At 40.3% G+C, this 16,225-nt stretch carries 17 protein-coding genes and 1 tRNA gene; 3 read left to right on the top strand and 15 right to left on the bottom strand.

The genetic code is table 11. The annotated features are described in order from the left end of the window. Window positions 1–10 precede the first annotated feature (10 nt). The 7 genes from ERX27_RS00215 to ERX27_RS00245 form a co-directional block, all read right to left on the bottom strand. On the bottom strand, window positions 11–1,201 hold the full coding sequence (locus ERX27_RS00215) for a phosphoglycerate kinase (RefSeq protein ID WP_133430798.1): 1,191 nt from the start codon (window positions 1,199–1,201) through the stop codon (window positions 11–13). A 100-nt stretch (window positions 1,202–1,301) separates the two neighbouring features. Further along, window positions 1,302–2,315 carry a type I glyceraldehyde-3-phosphate dehydrogenase gene (gene gap, locus ERX27_RS00220; RefSeq protein ID WP_133430799.1) on the bottom strand — a complete coding sequence of 338 codons (1,014 nt, stop codon included), beginning with the start codon at window positions 2,313–2,315 and terminating at the stop codon, window positions 1,302–1,304. Between the two features lie 16 nt (window positions 2,316–2,331). Next, window positions 2,332–3,372, bottom strand: coding sequence for a sugar-binding transcriptional regulator (locus ERX27_RS00225; RefSeq protein ID WP_133430800.1), 1,041 nt, complete (start codon window positions 3,370–3,372; stop codon window positions 2,332–2,334). A 112-nt stretch (window positions 3,373–3,484) separates the two neighbouring features. Then, window positions 3,485–3,730 carry a glutaredoxin family protein gene (locus tag ERX27_RS00230; RefSeq protein ID WP_243715848.1) on the bottom strand — a complete coding sequence of 82 codons (246 nt, stop codon included), beginning with the start codon at window positions 3,728–3,730 and terminating at the stop codon, window positions 3,485–3,487. Beyond that, complete coding sequence (locus tag ERX27_RS00235; RefSeq protein ID WP_133430801.1) at window positions 3,717–4,019, bottom strand: hypothetical protein; 303 nt, start codon at window positions 4,017–4,019, stop codon at window positions 3,717–3,719. The genes ERX27_RS00230 and ERX27_RS00235 overlap by 14 nt, the downstream gene beginning before the upstream one ends. 680 nt (window positions 4,020–4,699) lie before the next feature. Further along, complete coding sequence (locus ERX27_RS00240) at window positions 4,700–5,323, bottom strand: DUF5067 domain-containing protein (protein ID WP_165983028.1); 624 nt, start codon at window positions 5,321–5,323, stop codon at window positions 4,700–4,702. A 208-nt stretch (window positions 5,324–5,531) separates the two neighbouring features. After that, window positions 5,532–5,603: transfer RNA gene (locus ERX27_RS00245), tRNA-Arg, on the bottom strand. Window positions 5,604–5,750: 147 nt separating this feature from the next. On the opposite strand from ERX27_RS00245, the gene clpP reads away from it, so the two are divergent. The 3 genes from clpP (at window position 5,751) to ERX27_RS00260 (ending at window position 8,644) form a co-directional block, all read left to right on the top strand. Continuing rightward, window positions 5,751–6,344 (top strand): ATP-dependent Clp endopeptidase proteolytic subunit ClpP, encoded by a 594-nt coding sequence (clpP, locus tag ERX27_RS00250; RefSeq protein WP_133430803.1) that lies wholly within the window; start codon window positions 5,751–5,753, stop codon window positions 6,342–6,344. A gap of 140 nt (window positions 6,345–6,484) precedes the next feature. Further along, a complete protein-coding gene (locus tag ERX27_RS00255) occupies window positions 6,485–7,864 on the top strand; it encodes an alkaline phosphatase (protein ID WP_341777581.1) in 1,380 nt (459 codons plus the stop codon). Window positions 7,865–7,927: 63 nt separating this feature from the next. Next, the gene (locus ERX27_RS00260) at window positions 7,928–8,644 is read left to right on the top strand and encodes a hypothetical protein (RefSeq protein WP_133430804.1); all 717 of its coding nucleotides are present in this window, start codon (window positions 7,928–7,930) and stop codon (window positions 8,642–8,644) included. Window positions 8,645–8,662: 18 nt separating this feature from the next. On the opposite strand, the gene whiA is transcribed toward ERX27_RS00260, so the two are convergent. From whiA to hprK, 8 genes are all read right to left on the bottom strand, one after another. Further along, a complete protein-coding gene (gene whiA / locus ERX27_RS00265; protein ID WP_133430805.1) occupies window positions 8,663–9,613 on the bottom strand; it encodes a DNA-binding protein WhiA in 951 nt (316 codons plus the stop codon). Window positions 9,614–9,627: 14 nt separating this feature from the next. After that, window positions 9,628–10,608 (bottom strand): gluconeogenesis factor YvcK family protein, encoded by a 981-nt coding sequence (locus tag ERX27_RS00270; RefSeq protein WP_133430806.1) that lies wholly within the window; start codon window positions 10,606–10,608, stop codon window positions 9,628–9,630. After that, window positions 10,595–11,497: an RNase adapter RapZ gene (gene rapZ, locus ERX27_RS00275; protein WP_133430807.1), complete on the bottom strand. Its 903-nt coding sequence runs from the start codon at window positions 11,495–11,497 to the stop codon at window positions 10,595–10,597. Before rapZ ends, ERX27_RS00270 begins: the two co-directional genes overlap by 14 nt. An 81-nt stretch (window positions 11,498–11,578) precedes the next feature. Next, window positions 11,579–12,514 carry a thioredoxin-disulfide reductase gene (gene trxB / locus ERX27_RS00280; protein WP_133430808.1) on the bottom strand — a complete coding sequence of 312 codons (936 nt, stop codon included), beginning with the start codon at window positions 12,512–12,514 and terminating at the stop codon, window positions 11,579–11,581. 54 nt (window positions 12,515–12,568) lie between these two features. Continuing rightward, on the bottom strand, window positions 12,569–13,981 hold the full coding sequence (locus ERX27_RS00285) for a tetratricopeptide repeat protein (RefSeq protein WP_133430809.1): 1,413 nt from the start codon (window positions 13,979–13,981) through the stop codon (window positions 12,569–12,571). Window positions 13,982–13,989: 8 nt separating this feature from the next. After that, entirely contained in the window at window positions 13,990–14,463 is a 474-nt protein-coding gene (locus tag ERX27_RS00290) for an acyltransferase (RefSeq protein ID WP_133430810.1), read from the bottom strand. Beyond that, complete coding sequence (gene lgt / locus ERX27_RS00295; protein ID WP_133430811.1) at window positions 14,441–15,283, bottom strand: prolipoprotein diacylglyceryl transferase; 843 nt, start codon at window positions 15,281–15,283, stop codon at window positions 14,441–14,443. The genes ERX27_RS00290 and lgt overlap by 23 nt, the downstream gene beginning before the upstream one ends. 1 nt (window position 15,284) lies before the next feature. Continuing rightward, window positions 15,285–16,211 (bottom strand): HPr(Ser) kinase/phosphatase, encoded by a 927-nt coding sequence (gene hprK, locus ERX27_RS00300; RefSeq protein WP_133430812.1) that lies wholly within the window; start codon window positions 16,209–16,211, stop codon window positions 15,285–15,287. Window positions 16,212–16,225: the final 14 nt, after the last annotated feature.

Raw genomic sequence — 16,225 nt, forward strand, 5'->3', positions numbered from 1 at the left:
TTAAACACTCCTATTTATCTGAAATCGATTTAATACCTGGTAATTCTTTACCTTCTAAATACTCAAGCGACGCGCCGCCACCTGTAGAAATGTGCGTAAATTTGTCAGCGAAGCCGAGTTCCATTGCTGCTGCTGCAGAATCGCCACCACCGATAATCGTTGTCGCTTCTTCTAAGTTCGCAATGGCCTCACAAACACCGATTGTACCTTGAGCGAAATTGCTCATTTCAAACACACCCATCGGCCCGTTCCATACAACTGTTTTAGCCCCTTCAAGCTGTTCTTTGAAAAGTTCTACTGTTTTAGAGCCAATGTCCAGTCCCATTTTATCTGCTGGAATTTCGTCTACTGATACTTCCTGAATATCGCCTTCATTCGAGAATTCAGCATTGATTTTCGCATCTACTGGCAGAACAATCTTACCTTCTCCGCGTTCTAATAAATCTTTAGCAAGTTCAATTTTATCTTCTTCCAGTAAAGATTTACCGATTTCTTTTCCTTGTGCTTTAAAGAACGTATACGCCATGCCGCCACCGATCAGAACTTTATCCGCTACTTGTAACAGATTCTCGATCACACCAATTTTATCTGATACTTTTGCACCACCTAAAATCGCGACGAACGGACGCTCAGGATTTTCTACAACGCCACCGATGAACTTGATTTCTTTTTCCATCAGGAAGCCGGCAGCTGATTCTAAATGAGCGCCGATTCCTACGTTAGAGGCATGCTCACGGTGAGCAGTACCGAAAGCATCATTAACGAATACATCGCCAAGAGATGCCCAGTATTGACCGAGTTCAGAATCATTTTTACTTTCTTTTTTACCATCAACGTCTTCAAATCGTGTATTTTCAACTAAGAATACATCGCCAGGTGTGAGATTCTGAATAGAAGCTTCTAATTTTTCACCACGCGTGACGTTCGTAAATCCGACTTCTGTACCAAGTAACTCAGCTAAACGACGTGCAACAGGTTGAAGTGATAATTTTTCTTTGTCTTCTTCTGTTTTTACTTTACCTAAATGAGAGAAAATAACAGGAATACCGCCTTGCTCAATGATGTATTTAATAGTAGGTAACGCTTCAACGATACGATTGTCATTCGTGATTTCGCCGTCTTTCATAGGGACGTTAAAATCTGCTCTAACCAGAACCTTTTTATCTTTCAATTCTAAATCTGAAACAATCTTCTTTGCCATTACTATTCCTCCTCAAAATTGGTGTCAGTATCAGTATAACAATTTATTAGAAAAAAATAAGCAGGAGAAGCGTATCTTCTCCTGCTTACGCTTAACTAGATTAAGCTTGCTGTGCTTGTTCAGCTAAATGTTGTAAAGTACGAACTAATTGAGCAGTGTAACTCATTTCGTTGTCATACCATGAAACTGTTTTAACCATTTGGTGTTCACCGACAGTCATAACACGAGTCTGTGTCGCATCAAATAATGAACCGTAAGTGATACCAATGATGTCAGAAGATACGATTTGGTCTTCTGTGTAGCCAAATGATTCATTAGATGCTTCTTTCATTGCCTGGTTGATTTCTTCAACCGTTACTTCTTTTTCTAAGATAGTTGTTAACTCAGTGATAGAACCTGTTGCTACGGGTACACGTTGTGCTGATCCATCTAATTTACCTTTTAATTCAGGGATAACTAAACCGATCGCTTTAGCAGCACCTGTTGAGTTAGGGACGATGTTCTGTGCAGCTGCACGCGCACGACGGAAGTCACCTTTAGCATGTGGTGCATCAAGTGTATTCTGGTCACCAGTGTATGCGTGAACTGTCATCATTAAACCTTCAATGATGCCGAATTTATCATTTAAAGTTTGAGCCATTGGTGCTAAACAGTTTGTTGTACAAGAAGCACCTGAAACGATTTCTTCAGAACCGTCTAAAATGTCATGGTTAACGTTGTATACAACTGTTTTAAGATCACCAGTTGCCGGTGCTGAGATTAATACTTTTTTAGCGCCTGCTTTAATGTGCGCTTGTGCTTTTTCTTCACTTGTGTAGAAACCTGTACATTCTAATACGACATCAATACCAAGGTCTCCCCATGGAAGTTCTTCTGCTTTAGGGTTAGCATATGATTTGATTTCACGACCATTGACAAGGAAACCACCTTCAACGACACGTACTTCCTCTTTGAAGCGGCCTTGTGTTGTATCGTATTTTAAAAGATGTGCAAGCATATCGTCGTCTGTTAAATCATTTACTGCTACGACTTCGATATCTTTTACTTCTTGTAATCTTCTGAATGCTAAACGACCGATACGTCCAAAACCGTTGATTGCTACTTTAACTGCCATGAATAATGGCCTCCTTTTAATTTATATTATTGTCAAAAGCAAATGCCTTTAATAACTGTTTTGCTACTGCTTCATCTGTGATAAGAACTGTTTGTTCAGGCGCAATTTTAAGATAAGCGGCAATAGCCGTCGCTTTACTCGCACCGCCCGCCACAGCGATAATGTGCTTTTTAGTCATGACATCTTCCCGCTGCAGACCAATTGTTCTGACCTTATAAACAATATTACCCTTTTTATCAAAATAGTAACCAAATGCCTCACCAACTGCTGCTTTTTCATGAAGAAGTTTTTTGACGGCTGCATCTGTTTTTCTTCTATTTGCCATCTTATTCGCATTGCCAATGCCATGAACGACAATATCTGCCGATTTGATTTGATCAAGTACCGAATGAATCGCCGGCTCTTGAATGAGGTTCTGATAAGTCTGTTCACTGACCTGATCTGGAACATACAGCGCTTCATAACGACCCCCTGTATATTCTGCCATCTTCGCGACGATGAAATTCGCCTGATGAATCATATCTTCACCTAGACCGCCTCTCGCCGGTGTAAACGTGACGTCAAAAGGTACAGAAGCTAAATGACTCGCCATACTCGCCGTACTAGATCCTCCAGTTACAGTGACCGTTGTATTCGGGCTAAGCAATGATTGAAGACAACGTCCCGCTTCAACACCAAGGTGAACCTGAGTTTCAGGGCTTTCATCAGCATCACCTTTTACAACAATAATTCTGCTGATACCGGTCAACTTAGTGATTTCACTGCCTAGCGCTGATAAATCATTATAGATCTCCATATGACGTGCCAGCACGGAAAGCACTTCTTCACCTTCTACAGTAATCGTCATACCTTTAGGGTGTATCTCAATAAGGTGTTCAGATTTCAGACTATCTACATCGCTTCTCAGTACACGCTCTGTCTGATTAAGTCGTTCAGCAAGTGTTCGTCTGCCGATTGGCTGCTCATGCTGGATCATGGAAAGGACATTGAAACGGCGTTGCATTTTCTCAATTAAATCTGGAATCAGTCTCTGCTGAACAACAAAAATATGATCCATTCGACATCCTCCATTATATCGAGACATAAAACGTCCCACTTGGGACAAAACATGTTACCTCTATATATTAGCAAGATAAATCCCTGGAAGCAAGAAATAACCTTGCTCAACTTTAAAGTTGAGCAAGGTTATCATTAACAGTGATAAAATCAATATGACCTTCCTGAATGACCTGATCTTGATAGACAAGAACAGGCACCCGTAACTGATAAGTCATCAGCAGTTCATCATCTTGAGTAATATCAATTTCTTCATAAGTAAAAGATCCGTCAACAAACGCCAGCTGTCGTTTCGCATCTTCACAGAGACCGCAGTTGGGCTGAGTATAGAGCTTAAGATGGATATTACGCTCTGCCATAAACCCAGTCCTCTAAACAATTATTTTCCTGACAGTACTTATAGGTTTTTTCGTAGTCAGTTTGCTGTAGCAGTTTTTCTAAATGAAGCCGACCTTTTTCAGTGATTTCAATATCTTTTAAAACAATCAAATCATCTATCAGCACCTCACCGGATATAAATCCTTCATCTTTCATCTCAACAAACGTATCCTTCAGCAGATCGACTTTAATCCAGCCGAAAAAATCAGCAAGAACAGTCCCTTTTTTCAGTTCACAGAGAACAATAAATTCCACACGGTCTTTTAACATCACAAGGTCCTCCTCGAATATATTATCCTACTATACCCGCAAAACGATATCTGTACGCAAAAAACTGCAAATAATTGCAGTCATAACGCGCTCGAAGATTGTTTCATGTAGCTCAATGTCACTATTGATCAGTGCTTTGGGGACTGTGCGGGGATAAAAGAGTGAAAAAGCTGCTTATTAGTTTAATTTGACAGTAATTTAAGAGCTACTGCTTACTATGAAAATGCGTAGATCATACCTGCTATAAGATAGAATATAGAGTATGCTGTTAAACGCAATAATATAATTTTCGTTTTATTCTGCTGATATGTTCCTGCATCAACCTGCTTTTTATACACTCTTATTGATAAATAAGTTTCTAACATAGAAAAGATCAGTATACCTACAATTAATAATGCCCACTTCATTAAATCAACCTAACCAGTTCTGAGTATATGCCAGTAGTCCTAGCACCGCCCCTATGCCAGCACTGATAAACATAATTATCGTCAGATTATCTTTTTCTTTTTTATCTATTTTCATAATAGTTGCACTCTCTTAAAGCTATCGTCATTAAGAATATAGTCAGTATATCATGATTATACTGTTAAAAATAGTAAAAACCACATATCTTATGAGATACATGGTTTTGCAGTGGCTCTAAAGTTGCTGTCTTGTTTGAGGACGAATGAAAGATTATATTATTTCTTCAGTTCAACCGTTAGCGTCCCCAACTTTTCTCCGCCAATACCCTTCGAAGCTTTTAACTCAACGGGTGTTTTTAAATCTTTTAAATCATAAGCAATAGCATTTTTAACTATTCCCTCTTTTTTAATAATATTAGACTGATTCTCTAACGCAAATTTATACTTGTCATTTAAAGGTGACATACCCACATCTAATTTACGCATAGAATTTTCATCTTCTTGATAGGCTTCAAATGCAGCTAAGAAACCTGATAGCGGGTCTATTTCTTTATCCGTCTTATTTTTAACTTCATAGGTAATGACTAATTGATCTGCTATTTGTCCTTCATAAGAACCTTTTGGCATTAACTCTGTCTCTAATACTTTTACATCTATATCATCTAATACAGCAGTCTTATCTTTCAGTTCGTTACTACCGTCATCCTCTTTTGCCGGTTCTTCTGTAGTCGCAGTTTCATTAGTCACTTCATCAGCTGTTTTCTTTGCTTTATCCCCTGCTGTATCTGCAGCACCCTCTATTTTCTTACTTACATCCTTCGCTGTATCTTCTGCTTGACCACATGCAGCAAGTAACAATGATGAAGCGAGTAGTATACCGGATAATAATTTGTAGTTCAATTGAATCCCCCTTATCTGTATGGTTAGTCCCACTTAACGATACCATTCATTCTATAGTCATGTCATCAGAAATAGTAAAACCGTCAAGTGATGATATAAAAGGAGCCCGGAATAAAGATGTATAAAAAAACGTATGATTACTTACAACATCTTAAACAGCTTATAAGCTATTCAGATATTTCAGTGATCATACGTTTAACCTATATAACGCCCTCGGAGGGAATCGAACCCCCATTTCAAGAACCGGAATCTTACGTGTTATCCATTACACCACGAGGGCAAGTAATTTATATTATAGCGTTTATTGTTATATATTTAAATATGAAATAATACAAGTTGTTCATATTGTTAAAAATAAGTTCTATCTTTTGACTATTTTTGACCATCTATAGTATATTATTATCAAACCTTAAAGGAGGATTTATTAATGAATTTAATTCCAACAGTTATTGAATCTACTAACCGCGGTGAACGCGCATATGACATCTACTCTCGCCTTCTGAAAGACCGTATTATCATGCTCGGTTCTCAGATTGACGATAACGTCGCTAACTCTATCGTGTCACAGTTATTATTTTTACAAGCGCAGGATGCTGAAAAGGATATTTACCTTTATATTAATTCACCAGGTGGCAGCGTGACTGCAGGTATGGCTATCTATGATACAATGCAGCATATTAAACCAGATGTCCAGACCATCTGTATCGGTATGGCCGCTTCTATGGGGTCATTCTTACTGGCTGCGGGTGCTAAGGGTAAACGTTTTGCACTTCCTAATGCTGAAGTCATGATTCACCAGCCACTCGGTGGTGCACAAGGTCAGGCGACTGAGATTGAGATTGCTGCTCGCCATATCCTAAAAACACGTGAAAAATTAAATCGCATTCTGTCAGAACGCACAGGTCAGCCGATTGAAAAAATCGAAAAAGATACTGATCGCGATAACTTCCTGAGCGCTGAAGAAGCTAAAGAATATGGTCTGATTGATGATGTGATGCATCCAGCAGATAACGATAAATAGGTTCTAATCCAGCACTGAGCGATTTGTTCAGTGCTTTTTTATTTACACTAACTTTACAGTTTTTTTACAAGAATAACGTATAGCCTTTACATTTTACTGATAGATTTAGTTTGTAATCATAAAACTTAGGAGGATTCATCGTGAAATCATTCAATAAAGTTATTGCTTCATCTGTAATCGCTGGTCTTTTCTTATCTTCAATGCCAACTTCTACTGGTGTTCACACTGCAGAAGCTGCTACTACGAAAGTAACTCCTTGCAGTGAGCATAAAACGCCAAAAAACATCATCTTCATGATCGGTGATGGTATGGGTCCTTCATTCACTACTGCTCACCGCTATATGATGGATAACCCATCAACTAAAAGAATGGATCTTGTATCATTTGACCATTACTTATTAGGTACTCAGCGTACAATTGCTGAAGATGATAATGAAAACATCACTGACTCAGCTTCTGCTGCTACGGCGATGAGTGCGGGTGTTAAAACTTACAACAATGCAATCGCTGTTGATAACAACAAAGCAGAAGTCAAGACTGTTCTTGAGCGTTCTAAAGAAGTTGGTAAATCTACTGGTTTAGTGGCAACTTCAGAAGTGACTCACGCAACGCCAGCCGCTTATGGTGCTCACGATGAATCACGTAAAAATATGCCAGCGATCGCTGATGATTATTATGATGAAATGATCAACGGTAAACATAAAGTTGATATCATTCTTGGTGGTGGTAAAGATTACTTCAAACGTAAAGACAGAAACTTAATTAAAGAATTCAAGAATGACGGCTACAAATATGTGGGTAATAAAAAAGGGTTACTGAAGGCAGCTTCTAACTCTAAAGATAAACAGATTCTCGGTTTATTCTCACCAGGTGGTATGCCTAAAATGATCGACCGTGACGCTAATATGCCTTCATTAAAAGACATGACTAAAACAGCTATCAAAAAGTTAGATTCAAACAAAAAAGGATTCTTCTTAATGGTAGAAGGTTCACAGATTGACTGGGCAGGTCATGCTAATGACGTAACGGGTGCAATGAGCGAAATGAGAGACTTTGACTTAGCATTCCAGGAAGCCATCAACTTCGCTAAAAAAGACTGCAACACTTTAGTTATCGCAACAGCTGACCACTCTACTGGTGGTTTCTCAATCGGTGCTAACGGCATCTACAACTGGTTCACTCAGCCAATCAAACAAATGAAACATACACCTGAATACTTACGTGCTCAACTCATGAAAGACGGCGCTAATGTAGACGAAATCATCAAAGCTAACGTCGGCTTTGAGTTAAAAGCAGAAGAAATGACAGCGATCAAAGATGCTGTAGCCGCTAAAGATGCTACTAAAATCGAAAATGCTATTGAAGCACCTGTCAATGCTCGCAGCTTAACTGGCTGGACTACTGGTGGCCATACGGGTGAGGACGTCAACGTATATGGTTACGGTCCATCAAGCAGCTTATGGAGAGGTAACATCGAGAATACAGACAACGCTAAACAAATCTTCAAGCTGATTAAATAATCAATATTTATGAAGCCCTCTATGAAGTAATAGAGGGCTCTTTATTTTTAAAGGAGAGTTATCATGCACAAGTATTTATACATATTGCTCGCAGCTGGTCTATTAACAGGCTGTGCTCAAAAAGATGATTCTACCAGCAAGGAGAATCAAGCAGAAAAAGCCACTGCTGAAACGACGGAACAATCTACTGAAGAAAAGTCAAAAAAAACTCAGGAAGAAGACATTCATGACCATGAAGATGTCGCCTTCAAGGATACTGAAAGTCTGAAGCCAGGCGTCAAAAAAACGTATCCAATGACAAAACTGACAACAGAAACAATCGATAAGACTGTAAAAGTTAAAGATAACGATACTGTTTTATATACAGAAGATACAGGACACGGCATTCCTACTAAGCCAGCCGGTGAAGGCCAGGAATTTCATGCTATCCTCGCTGTAAAGTTCGACAATATGGACATGTACATGCTTGAAAACGGCACGTTTATCACTGCTGACCCTCAACATGTTGAAGTTGTTAAAACAGATAACAACCAGAATCAGTACCCTGTATTTAAAATGCATGAAGACGATCAGAAATATTTAAACTCTCTGGATAAGAAAGATCCTAAATATCAGGACTACGTGAAGTATGCCAATGCCTTTGGTAAAAGACAATATGACTATAAACGTGAGATGCTCATGCATACCGCTATTCATTCTGTTAACAGTAAAACACCAGGTAGTCTGACGATTCCAGAAGAACACTTCAAGCCTTTCGATGTCTTTAGAAAAGAAAAATAACAGATGCTTCGGCATCTGTTATTTTTTTAGGTCTATTTGTTCACCACTTCTAAGTTTCTCTGCTATTTCGTCTAACTTTCTTAACCGATGATTAACGCCGGACTTCGAAATCACGCCTGTTGAGACCATTTCTCCTAACTCTTTGAGAGAGATATCCTGGTGGATAATACGCAGTTTAGCAATTTCACGTAAACGGTCCGGCAATTCTTCCAGTCCAATCTCCTGCTCAATCAATTCTATATTCTCAACCTGTCTCATCGCTGCACTAATAGTTTTATTCAGATTAGCCGTCTCACAGTTCACTAAACGGTTTACTGAGTTGCGCATATCTCGTACGATACGCACATCTTCAAATTTAAGCAGCGCCTGATAACCGCCGATCAGACTCAGGAAATCAGATATTTTCTCCGCTTCTTTCATATAGGAAATGTAGCCTTTTTTACGTTCCAATGTTTTGGCGTTTAACTGATACTCATTCATCAGTTTCGTTAAGTCACGTGAATGACTTTCATATAACGAGAAAATCTCCAGATGATAAGACGAAGTTTCAGGGTTGTTGACTGATCCTCCCGCCAGAAAAGCTCCTCTTAAGTAACTTCTCTTACAGCAGTCATTTTTGACAAGGTGATCTTCTATCTCATGTGTAAAGCTGCCGTCCACAAGTATTCCGAGTTCTCCCAGGATATCTTTAGCTTTTGTCTTGATTCTACAGATATAGACATTGTTTTTCTTCAGCTTCATCTTTTTGCGGACCAGGAGCTCGATTTCAACTCCAAATATCTTTTTAATCAAAGAAAATACGCGGCGTGCTATCGCTGCATTTTCTGATTGAACATTGATCACCCATTCACGGTTTGAAATACTTAAGTTACCATTCATGCGAATGAGTGCTGCAAGCTCCGCCTTGCTACAGCAGTCATCTGCTTCTATTCTTGTCAGTTCATTTTTCATCTCAGATGCAAATGACACGTTGCTCTTCCTTTCTATTCATCTACCTGAATTGTACTTACTTCAGATAGAACCAGTTCATAGATCATTTCTGCAAGGACACAGTTATCGTGACGCACTGCATAATCCTCATTGACGAGGACCAGATGATCATCAGTCAATATTTCGATACCTTGTGCTTCAATTTTCTCTGTATCACAATGGACGAAAGCAGAATTCCGGCGTTCATAATTTGAGGATATCTTTTCATTCAATGTCTTTTGATTCGCAATGACAAACTGAATGAAACTCGCTCCGACGTGCTTATGAATTGCATTGATGTGATCAGAAACCGTGTAATCTGTTGTTTCTCCCGGCTGCGTCATGATGTTCGACACATACAGTTTTTTAGCTGTGCTTTTGATAAGTGCTTCTGCTATCTCATGCAAGAGTATATTAGGCATAATACTCGTATAAAGACTGCCTGGACCCATTACGATTAAATCAGCATCATACAGCGCTTCTACTGCTTCAGCCATTGGTTGTATTTTAGCAGGTGTCAAAAAGACATGATCAATTCTTTTATTTTTGGTCGGTATCAATGACTCTCCGACTACGATTTCGCCATCTTCCATTACCGCATTTAAAATAGGACTTGTATTAGTAGAAGGAATAACCGTTCCTTTAACATTCAGTATTTTACTTAGCTCTCTTACTGCATGACCGAAGTCATCAGTAATATCAGTCATCGCTGCCAGCATGAGATTACCGACGGGATGTCGCCCCAGATTATCAGAATCAAATCGATATTGGAACAGTTTTTCAAGTAACGGCTCGACATCGCTTAAAGCCGCCAGGACATTGCGAATATCTCCGGGTGCTGGTATATTCATCTCATTCCTTATTTTCCCGGTGCTTCCTCCGTCATCAGCTACAGTCACAATAGCCGTGATATCAACTGGGTAAGCCTTTAGACCACGAGCAAGAACAGACAGACCTGTCCCTCCTCCGATCAGACAAATTCTAAGCCTTCTCATTGATCTTACCTTCTATCATCGCATCACGGTGAGATGTACTGAGTTCAAAATCAAAGAATTCCTTTAAATCATGACTGATTCTTTCTGCGAGAGCCACTGAGCGGTGCTGTCCTCCTGTACAACCAATTGCGATGACGACTTGTGACTTTCCTTCCCGCATATAGCCGGGCATGATGAACTTCAGCAAGTCCATCAGTTTATTATAGAATATAGTCGTCTCCTTCCATTTCATCACATAATCATAAACTGACGCATCCAATCCAGTTAATGGTCTTAGCGTCTCGATATAGTAAGGGTTCGGCAGGAATCTGACATCAAATACAAGATCTGCATCTATCGGAATCCCGTGCTTGAACCCGAAGCTCATGACATTAATCTTAAAGATATTGTCTTTGCCATTATTAAAAAGCTCTAGTATATGACTGCGAAGTGCCTTAGGCTTCATTTCTGTAGTATCTATCATATGAGTGGCCATGCCACGTAAATCTGCCAGCATTTGACGTTCCTGCTGAATAGCTGGCAGCGGCGAACCCCCTTCTGATAAAGGATGATTACGTCGCGTTTCTTTATAACGTGTGACGAGGACACGGTCTTTTGCATCTAAATAAAGAATCTGGACGACAATATCCGTCAGATTCGTCACTTGCTGCAGTTCATTTGATAAGTTGTCGAAGAAATCTTTACCTCTTAAATCGATGCCGATCGCCACTTTAGATAGTGAATCATTGTTTTCATGCATCAGTTCTACAATCTTAGGCAGTAAGATAGGCGGCAAATTATCAATGCAGAAATAACCCAGGTCCTCCAGACTCTGGATTGCTACCGATTTACCTGCCCCGCTCATACCTGTCACTACAATCAGTTTTTTAATGCCTTCTTCTGAGTTCAAGCCGTCCCCTCCTTATTTATTCATTTTACACAATTTCATAAAAATAGACACGCCCATTCGGACGCATCTGAACTGAATCATTTACTTTTTATCATTAAGTTCTTCGATGTAATGTTGTGCATTTTGCGCTGCGATACTGCCATCACCTGTTGCCGTCACTATCTGACGTAATGTTTTTACACGTACATCGCCTGCTGCATAAATGCCTGGGATAGCTGTTTCCATCTGATCGTTCGCAACAATATAACCTGCTTCGTTTGTGATACCAAGGTCAACGAATGGACCTGTCAGCGGCTGCATACCAATATAAATGAAGACACCATCAGCTTGAACTTCAGACTCTGTACCTTCTTTATCAACAAGAGTAACACTACCTACTTTACCGTCTTTTTCATTAATTGATTTCAGAGTTGAATTCCAGATGAAATCGACTTTTTCATTTTTAAAAGCACGTTCCTGCAGAATTTTCTGTGCACGTAACTCGTCTCTACGGTGGACGATCGTTACTTTATCTGCGAATTTCGTCAAGTAGACGCCTTCTTCAACAGCTGAGTCACCGCCACCGATTACAATCAGGTTACGGTTTTTAAAGAATGCACCATCACAGACTGCACAATAAGAAACGCCGCGGCCACCCAGTTCTGTTTCACCTGGTACACCAATTTTTTTGTATTCTGCACCTGTCGCAATAATCACTGCTTTACCAACAAGTTCTTTGTCGCCTAGTGAGACAATTTTGTTATCGCCTTCTACACGGATTCCTTTAATATCTCCATATGCGTATTCCGCACCGAACTTCTGTGCATGCTGGAACATTTTTGTTGAGAGATCAGGACCAGTGATCAGATCAAAACCTGGGAAGTTCTCCACATCATTTGTGTTGGCCATCTGTCCGCCAGGCATACCGCGTTCCACCATCACAACAGAAAGGTTGGCACGTGCCGCGTATAAGCCTGCTGTCATCCCAGCTGGACCTGCTCCGATAATAATTACATCGTATTGTTTTTGTTCAGTCATAATATCCTCCTTAAAGTTTGTTTAGTAATATAAGAATAAACTAAATTCATTGATTTAAATATTATTTTGCTTATAGAAATTGAGTGCTTTATTTAAGCGATAACGGGTGAGATGAAAGAGTTCTGCACAGTGCTGAACGGATATCGCAGCCGTTCTTTTCATGTATAAGTAATAACACGCAGCTGTATACGCCGAAACTTCCTTCAGCTCGTTCAGTTCAATCAATGCCTGTGCCTTATCCACCCAGCTGAGAAGCAGCTCTGTAGATTGGTTGAGCTGCCATAACAACACTAACCCTTGATGAATAAAATCAAGTTTTACAAGCTGTAGTTCGCTAAATATATAGGACAAATACAGTTTTTCATAATCGCCCATCTGTTCCAGCTGATCCCACAGTTCCTTTGAAATAATCGCTTCTTTATAAGGCAGCTGTGACAACTTGAAAAGGCCGACTATTCTAGCATGTCTGTCATCGCTGTGAAGTAAAGGTACGATATCCTTTTCTATGAACTGGCTGGTTTCATGAACTTCTTTCGGACTTGGAGAAGCTTTCGAAAAGGACTGTAATTTACGCCACATTTCTTCAGATTCTTTTACCTGACCTAATGCAAAATAATTGAAGCTTAGCGCGTGAAGCAGCTGTGCATTCTTTAAGTTCTTTTTCTTATAGATAGGCAATAACAGTTGCTGCGATGCGGAATATTGTTTCAGGAAACTAAGGACGATTCCCAGTTTAAATGACTCATCCTCATTGATAGGATGCAGCTTATTCAGTCGCTGCAGATAGTGATTAAACTTCTCATGCTGATGCGTATTATAAAGAAGCAGTGTATAGTGACAAAGCGCATGAATATCGGTTTCGTCCTCGGTCAGCAGTTGTTCCAGAAGTGCTTCTGCCTCATTGTACTTTGACATAAAAAGATAGGCCATTGCTTTTAGATTGCGCATCTCTTTACGTTCCTGAATATGGACCGGCTGGCTGCTTAACCAGTCGATTGATTCATCAATTCGTCCATGTGAAAACAAATACTGAAATAACTGCTGTGCGACATACAGCGTACTTTCCGCTTCCACAGCTGTCTGACTCGTATAAGTGACCTCAAATGTTGTTTTAAGTGTATCAAAATAATCCTGATCATCTGTCAGCTGAACATAGTATAAACCGTATAGAAATGCTTTATTCGGTTCACGTATTTCCGTGTAAATCTGACTGAGCTGATAAAAATAAACTGCAAAGTCCTCTTCTTTAACAATTCTTTCGAACAGGATGTGGACGCCTTCCTCTGTCTTTCCTGCTTTCACTAAACAAGTCGCTAGGTCGATATAATAGTCCTGCCGGCTGTTCAGTCTAATGGCTTTCTCCAGATAAGGAATCGCATCCTGATATAACTGCTGCCTTATTTTCTTTTGAGCAATATGTGCGTAGTCGTCCGCATCTACAGGTAGACTGACTATTTTTTCGTTCATGTTGTTTCCTACTCTCTTATCTGCATCGGATTACCATATGCAAAGGTTCTAGCGGGCACATCTTTTGTCACGACTGTATTTGCGCCTATTACAGCTCTATCACCGATTGTCACACCGGGTAGTATCAGTGCCCCGGCACCAATCAAGACTTCATTGCCGATGATGACTTCACCTATCCTGTACTCATCTATGAGATATTCATGACAGAGAATCGTCGCATTAAAGCCAATGACACAGTTTGTACCGATTGTAATCTTTTCGGGATACATAATGTCAGGGGTCACTTTATAGGCAATCGAAGTCTCATGTCCAATCGTCATTCCCGTTAATTCATACAATTTCTTCTTCAATGACATCGAAGGACAGTATCTCCCTATTTCTATGATCAATGTATTGAAGAAAGTACGACCAAAGGGCAGTCTTTCATAGACATTCCATAACGGATTTGGCCCCGAGACTTTATGACGCTCGGTGCGTCTCATCGTTACTGCTCCGTAAAATATAGTTAAGGTCGCCATATTTCGGCAGACGATATTTCATACTTCTGTAAATCCATGTGATGATACTGACCGCAATAATGACAAGGGAAATCACTTGAGCAATTCTCAGATGCTCTGTCAGCATCAGACTGTCTGTTCTTAAGCCTTCAATAAAGAAACGACCGACTGAATACCAGATGGCATAGAGTAAGAAAGTCTGACCGATTCTCAGATGTTTTCTGATCAGTAGCAGCGTGATAAAGCCAAGCAGACTCCACAGTGATTCGTACAGAAAAGTAGGCTGATAGTAGAGACCGTCTATCTGCATATGATTGATGATCCAGTCAGGAATCATCAGGTTCTCAAGAAACGAACGAGATACAGGTCCCCCATGTGCCTCCTGGTTCATAAAGTTACCCCAACGACCCATAGACTGCGCGAGAATAATACTTGGTGCAATCAAGTCTGCCATATGGAAGAATGAGCGGTTGCGTCTTTTGACAAGGAAATATCCGGTTGTCAGTGCACCGATCAACCCGCCGTGAATCGCTATCCCACCATTCATAATCATCGGTATCTCCGCAAGGTGCTCTTTATAGTAGTGCCACTCAAAACCGACATAATAAATGCGGGCACAGATGATGCCGACGATAATCGGCCAGACAATTAAATCAATCAGGTCATCTTCTGCCATACCATGTTTCTTCGCTTCGCGATTTGCGACTAGAAAGCCCAGCAGGATACCTGCCGCAATGATGATACCATACCAGCGCACCGGCCATGAGCCGACATGAAATGCAATAGGATTGATTGAAAATAACATATTAGTTCTCCTTCAATGACTGTTTTTTTATTTGCTGATTCAGACGATTGTTGAATTCTTCTGCCGTGTTCACACCCATTTTATTCAGACGGTAGTTCATAGCCGCTACTTCAATGATGACTGCGAGGTTCCGCCCAGGTTTAACCGGTATCGTTTTCTTGGTGATTTTAGAATCAAGAATAGATAAAGTCTCCTCTACTAGTCCTACCCGGTCATACATCTTGTCACGGTCCCAAGTCTCTAAATTGATGTTCAGCATCACACGTTTCTCGGGCAGAATAGAGCCTGCTCCGAACAATGTCATGATATTGATGATTCCGAGTCCTCTGATTTCAAGCAGATGTTCAATGAGTTTTGGCGGACTGCCCATCAGAATATTACGCGATACTTCTTTGATTTCTACATTATCATCGGCTACAAGACGATGTCCTCTTTTAACAAGTTCCAGTGCAGTTTCACTTTTACCGACGCCCGAGTCACCCGTGATTAAGACACCAATACCATATACATCGACCAGTACACCGTGCAGACTTGTCGCAGGCGCAAGCTGTGTTTCAAGGTAACTTGTTAAGCGACTGATTAAATTCGTTGTCGCATCTTCACAGCTGAAAAGAGGTGTATCGCGCCGATTACAGGCATCAACCAGCTCTTCCGGTGCTTCTATGCCCCGTGCAATGATAATACACGGTGTTTCTTTACGACAAAGCTTGTTCATGCGCTCTGCTTTATCTTCTTTACTGAGCATCTCAAAGAAAGAAGTTTCCGTAGTCCCTAAGAGCTGTATACGGTCAGATGAGTAATGGGAGAAATACCCTGCCATCTCGAGTCCGGGTCTTGAAATATCCGTGTTGCTGATGGTTCGACCGAGCCCTTTTTCTCCGGCTACTAATTTAAAATTAAAATGGTTCTGTAGTTCAGCACTATTCATTTGATAATCCTCCA

Source organism: Macrococcus brunensis (genome assembly GCF_004359615.1).
Taxonomy (GTDB): domain Bacteria; phylum Bacillota; class Bacilli; order Staphylococcales; family Staphylococcaceae; genus Macrococcus; species Macrococcus brunensis.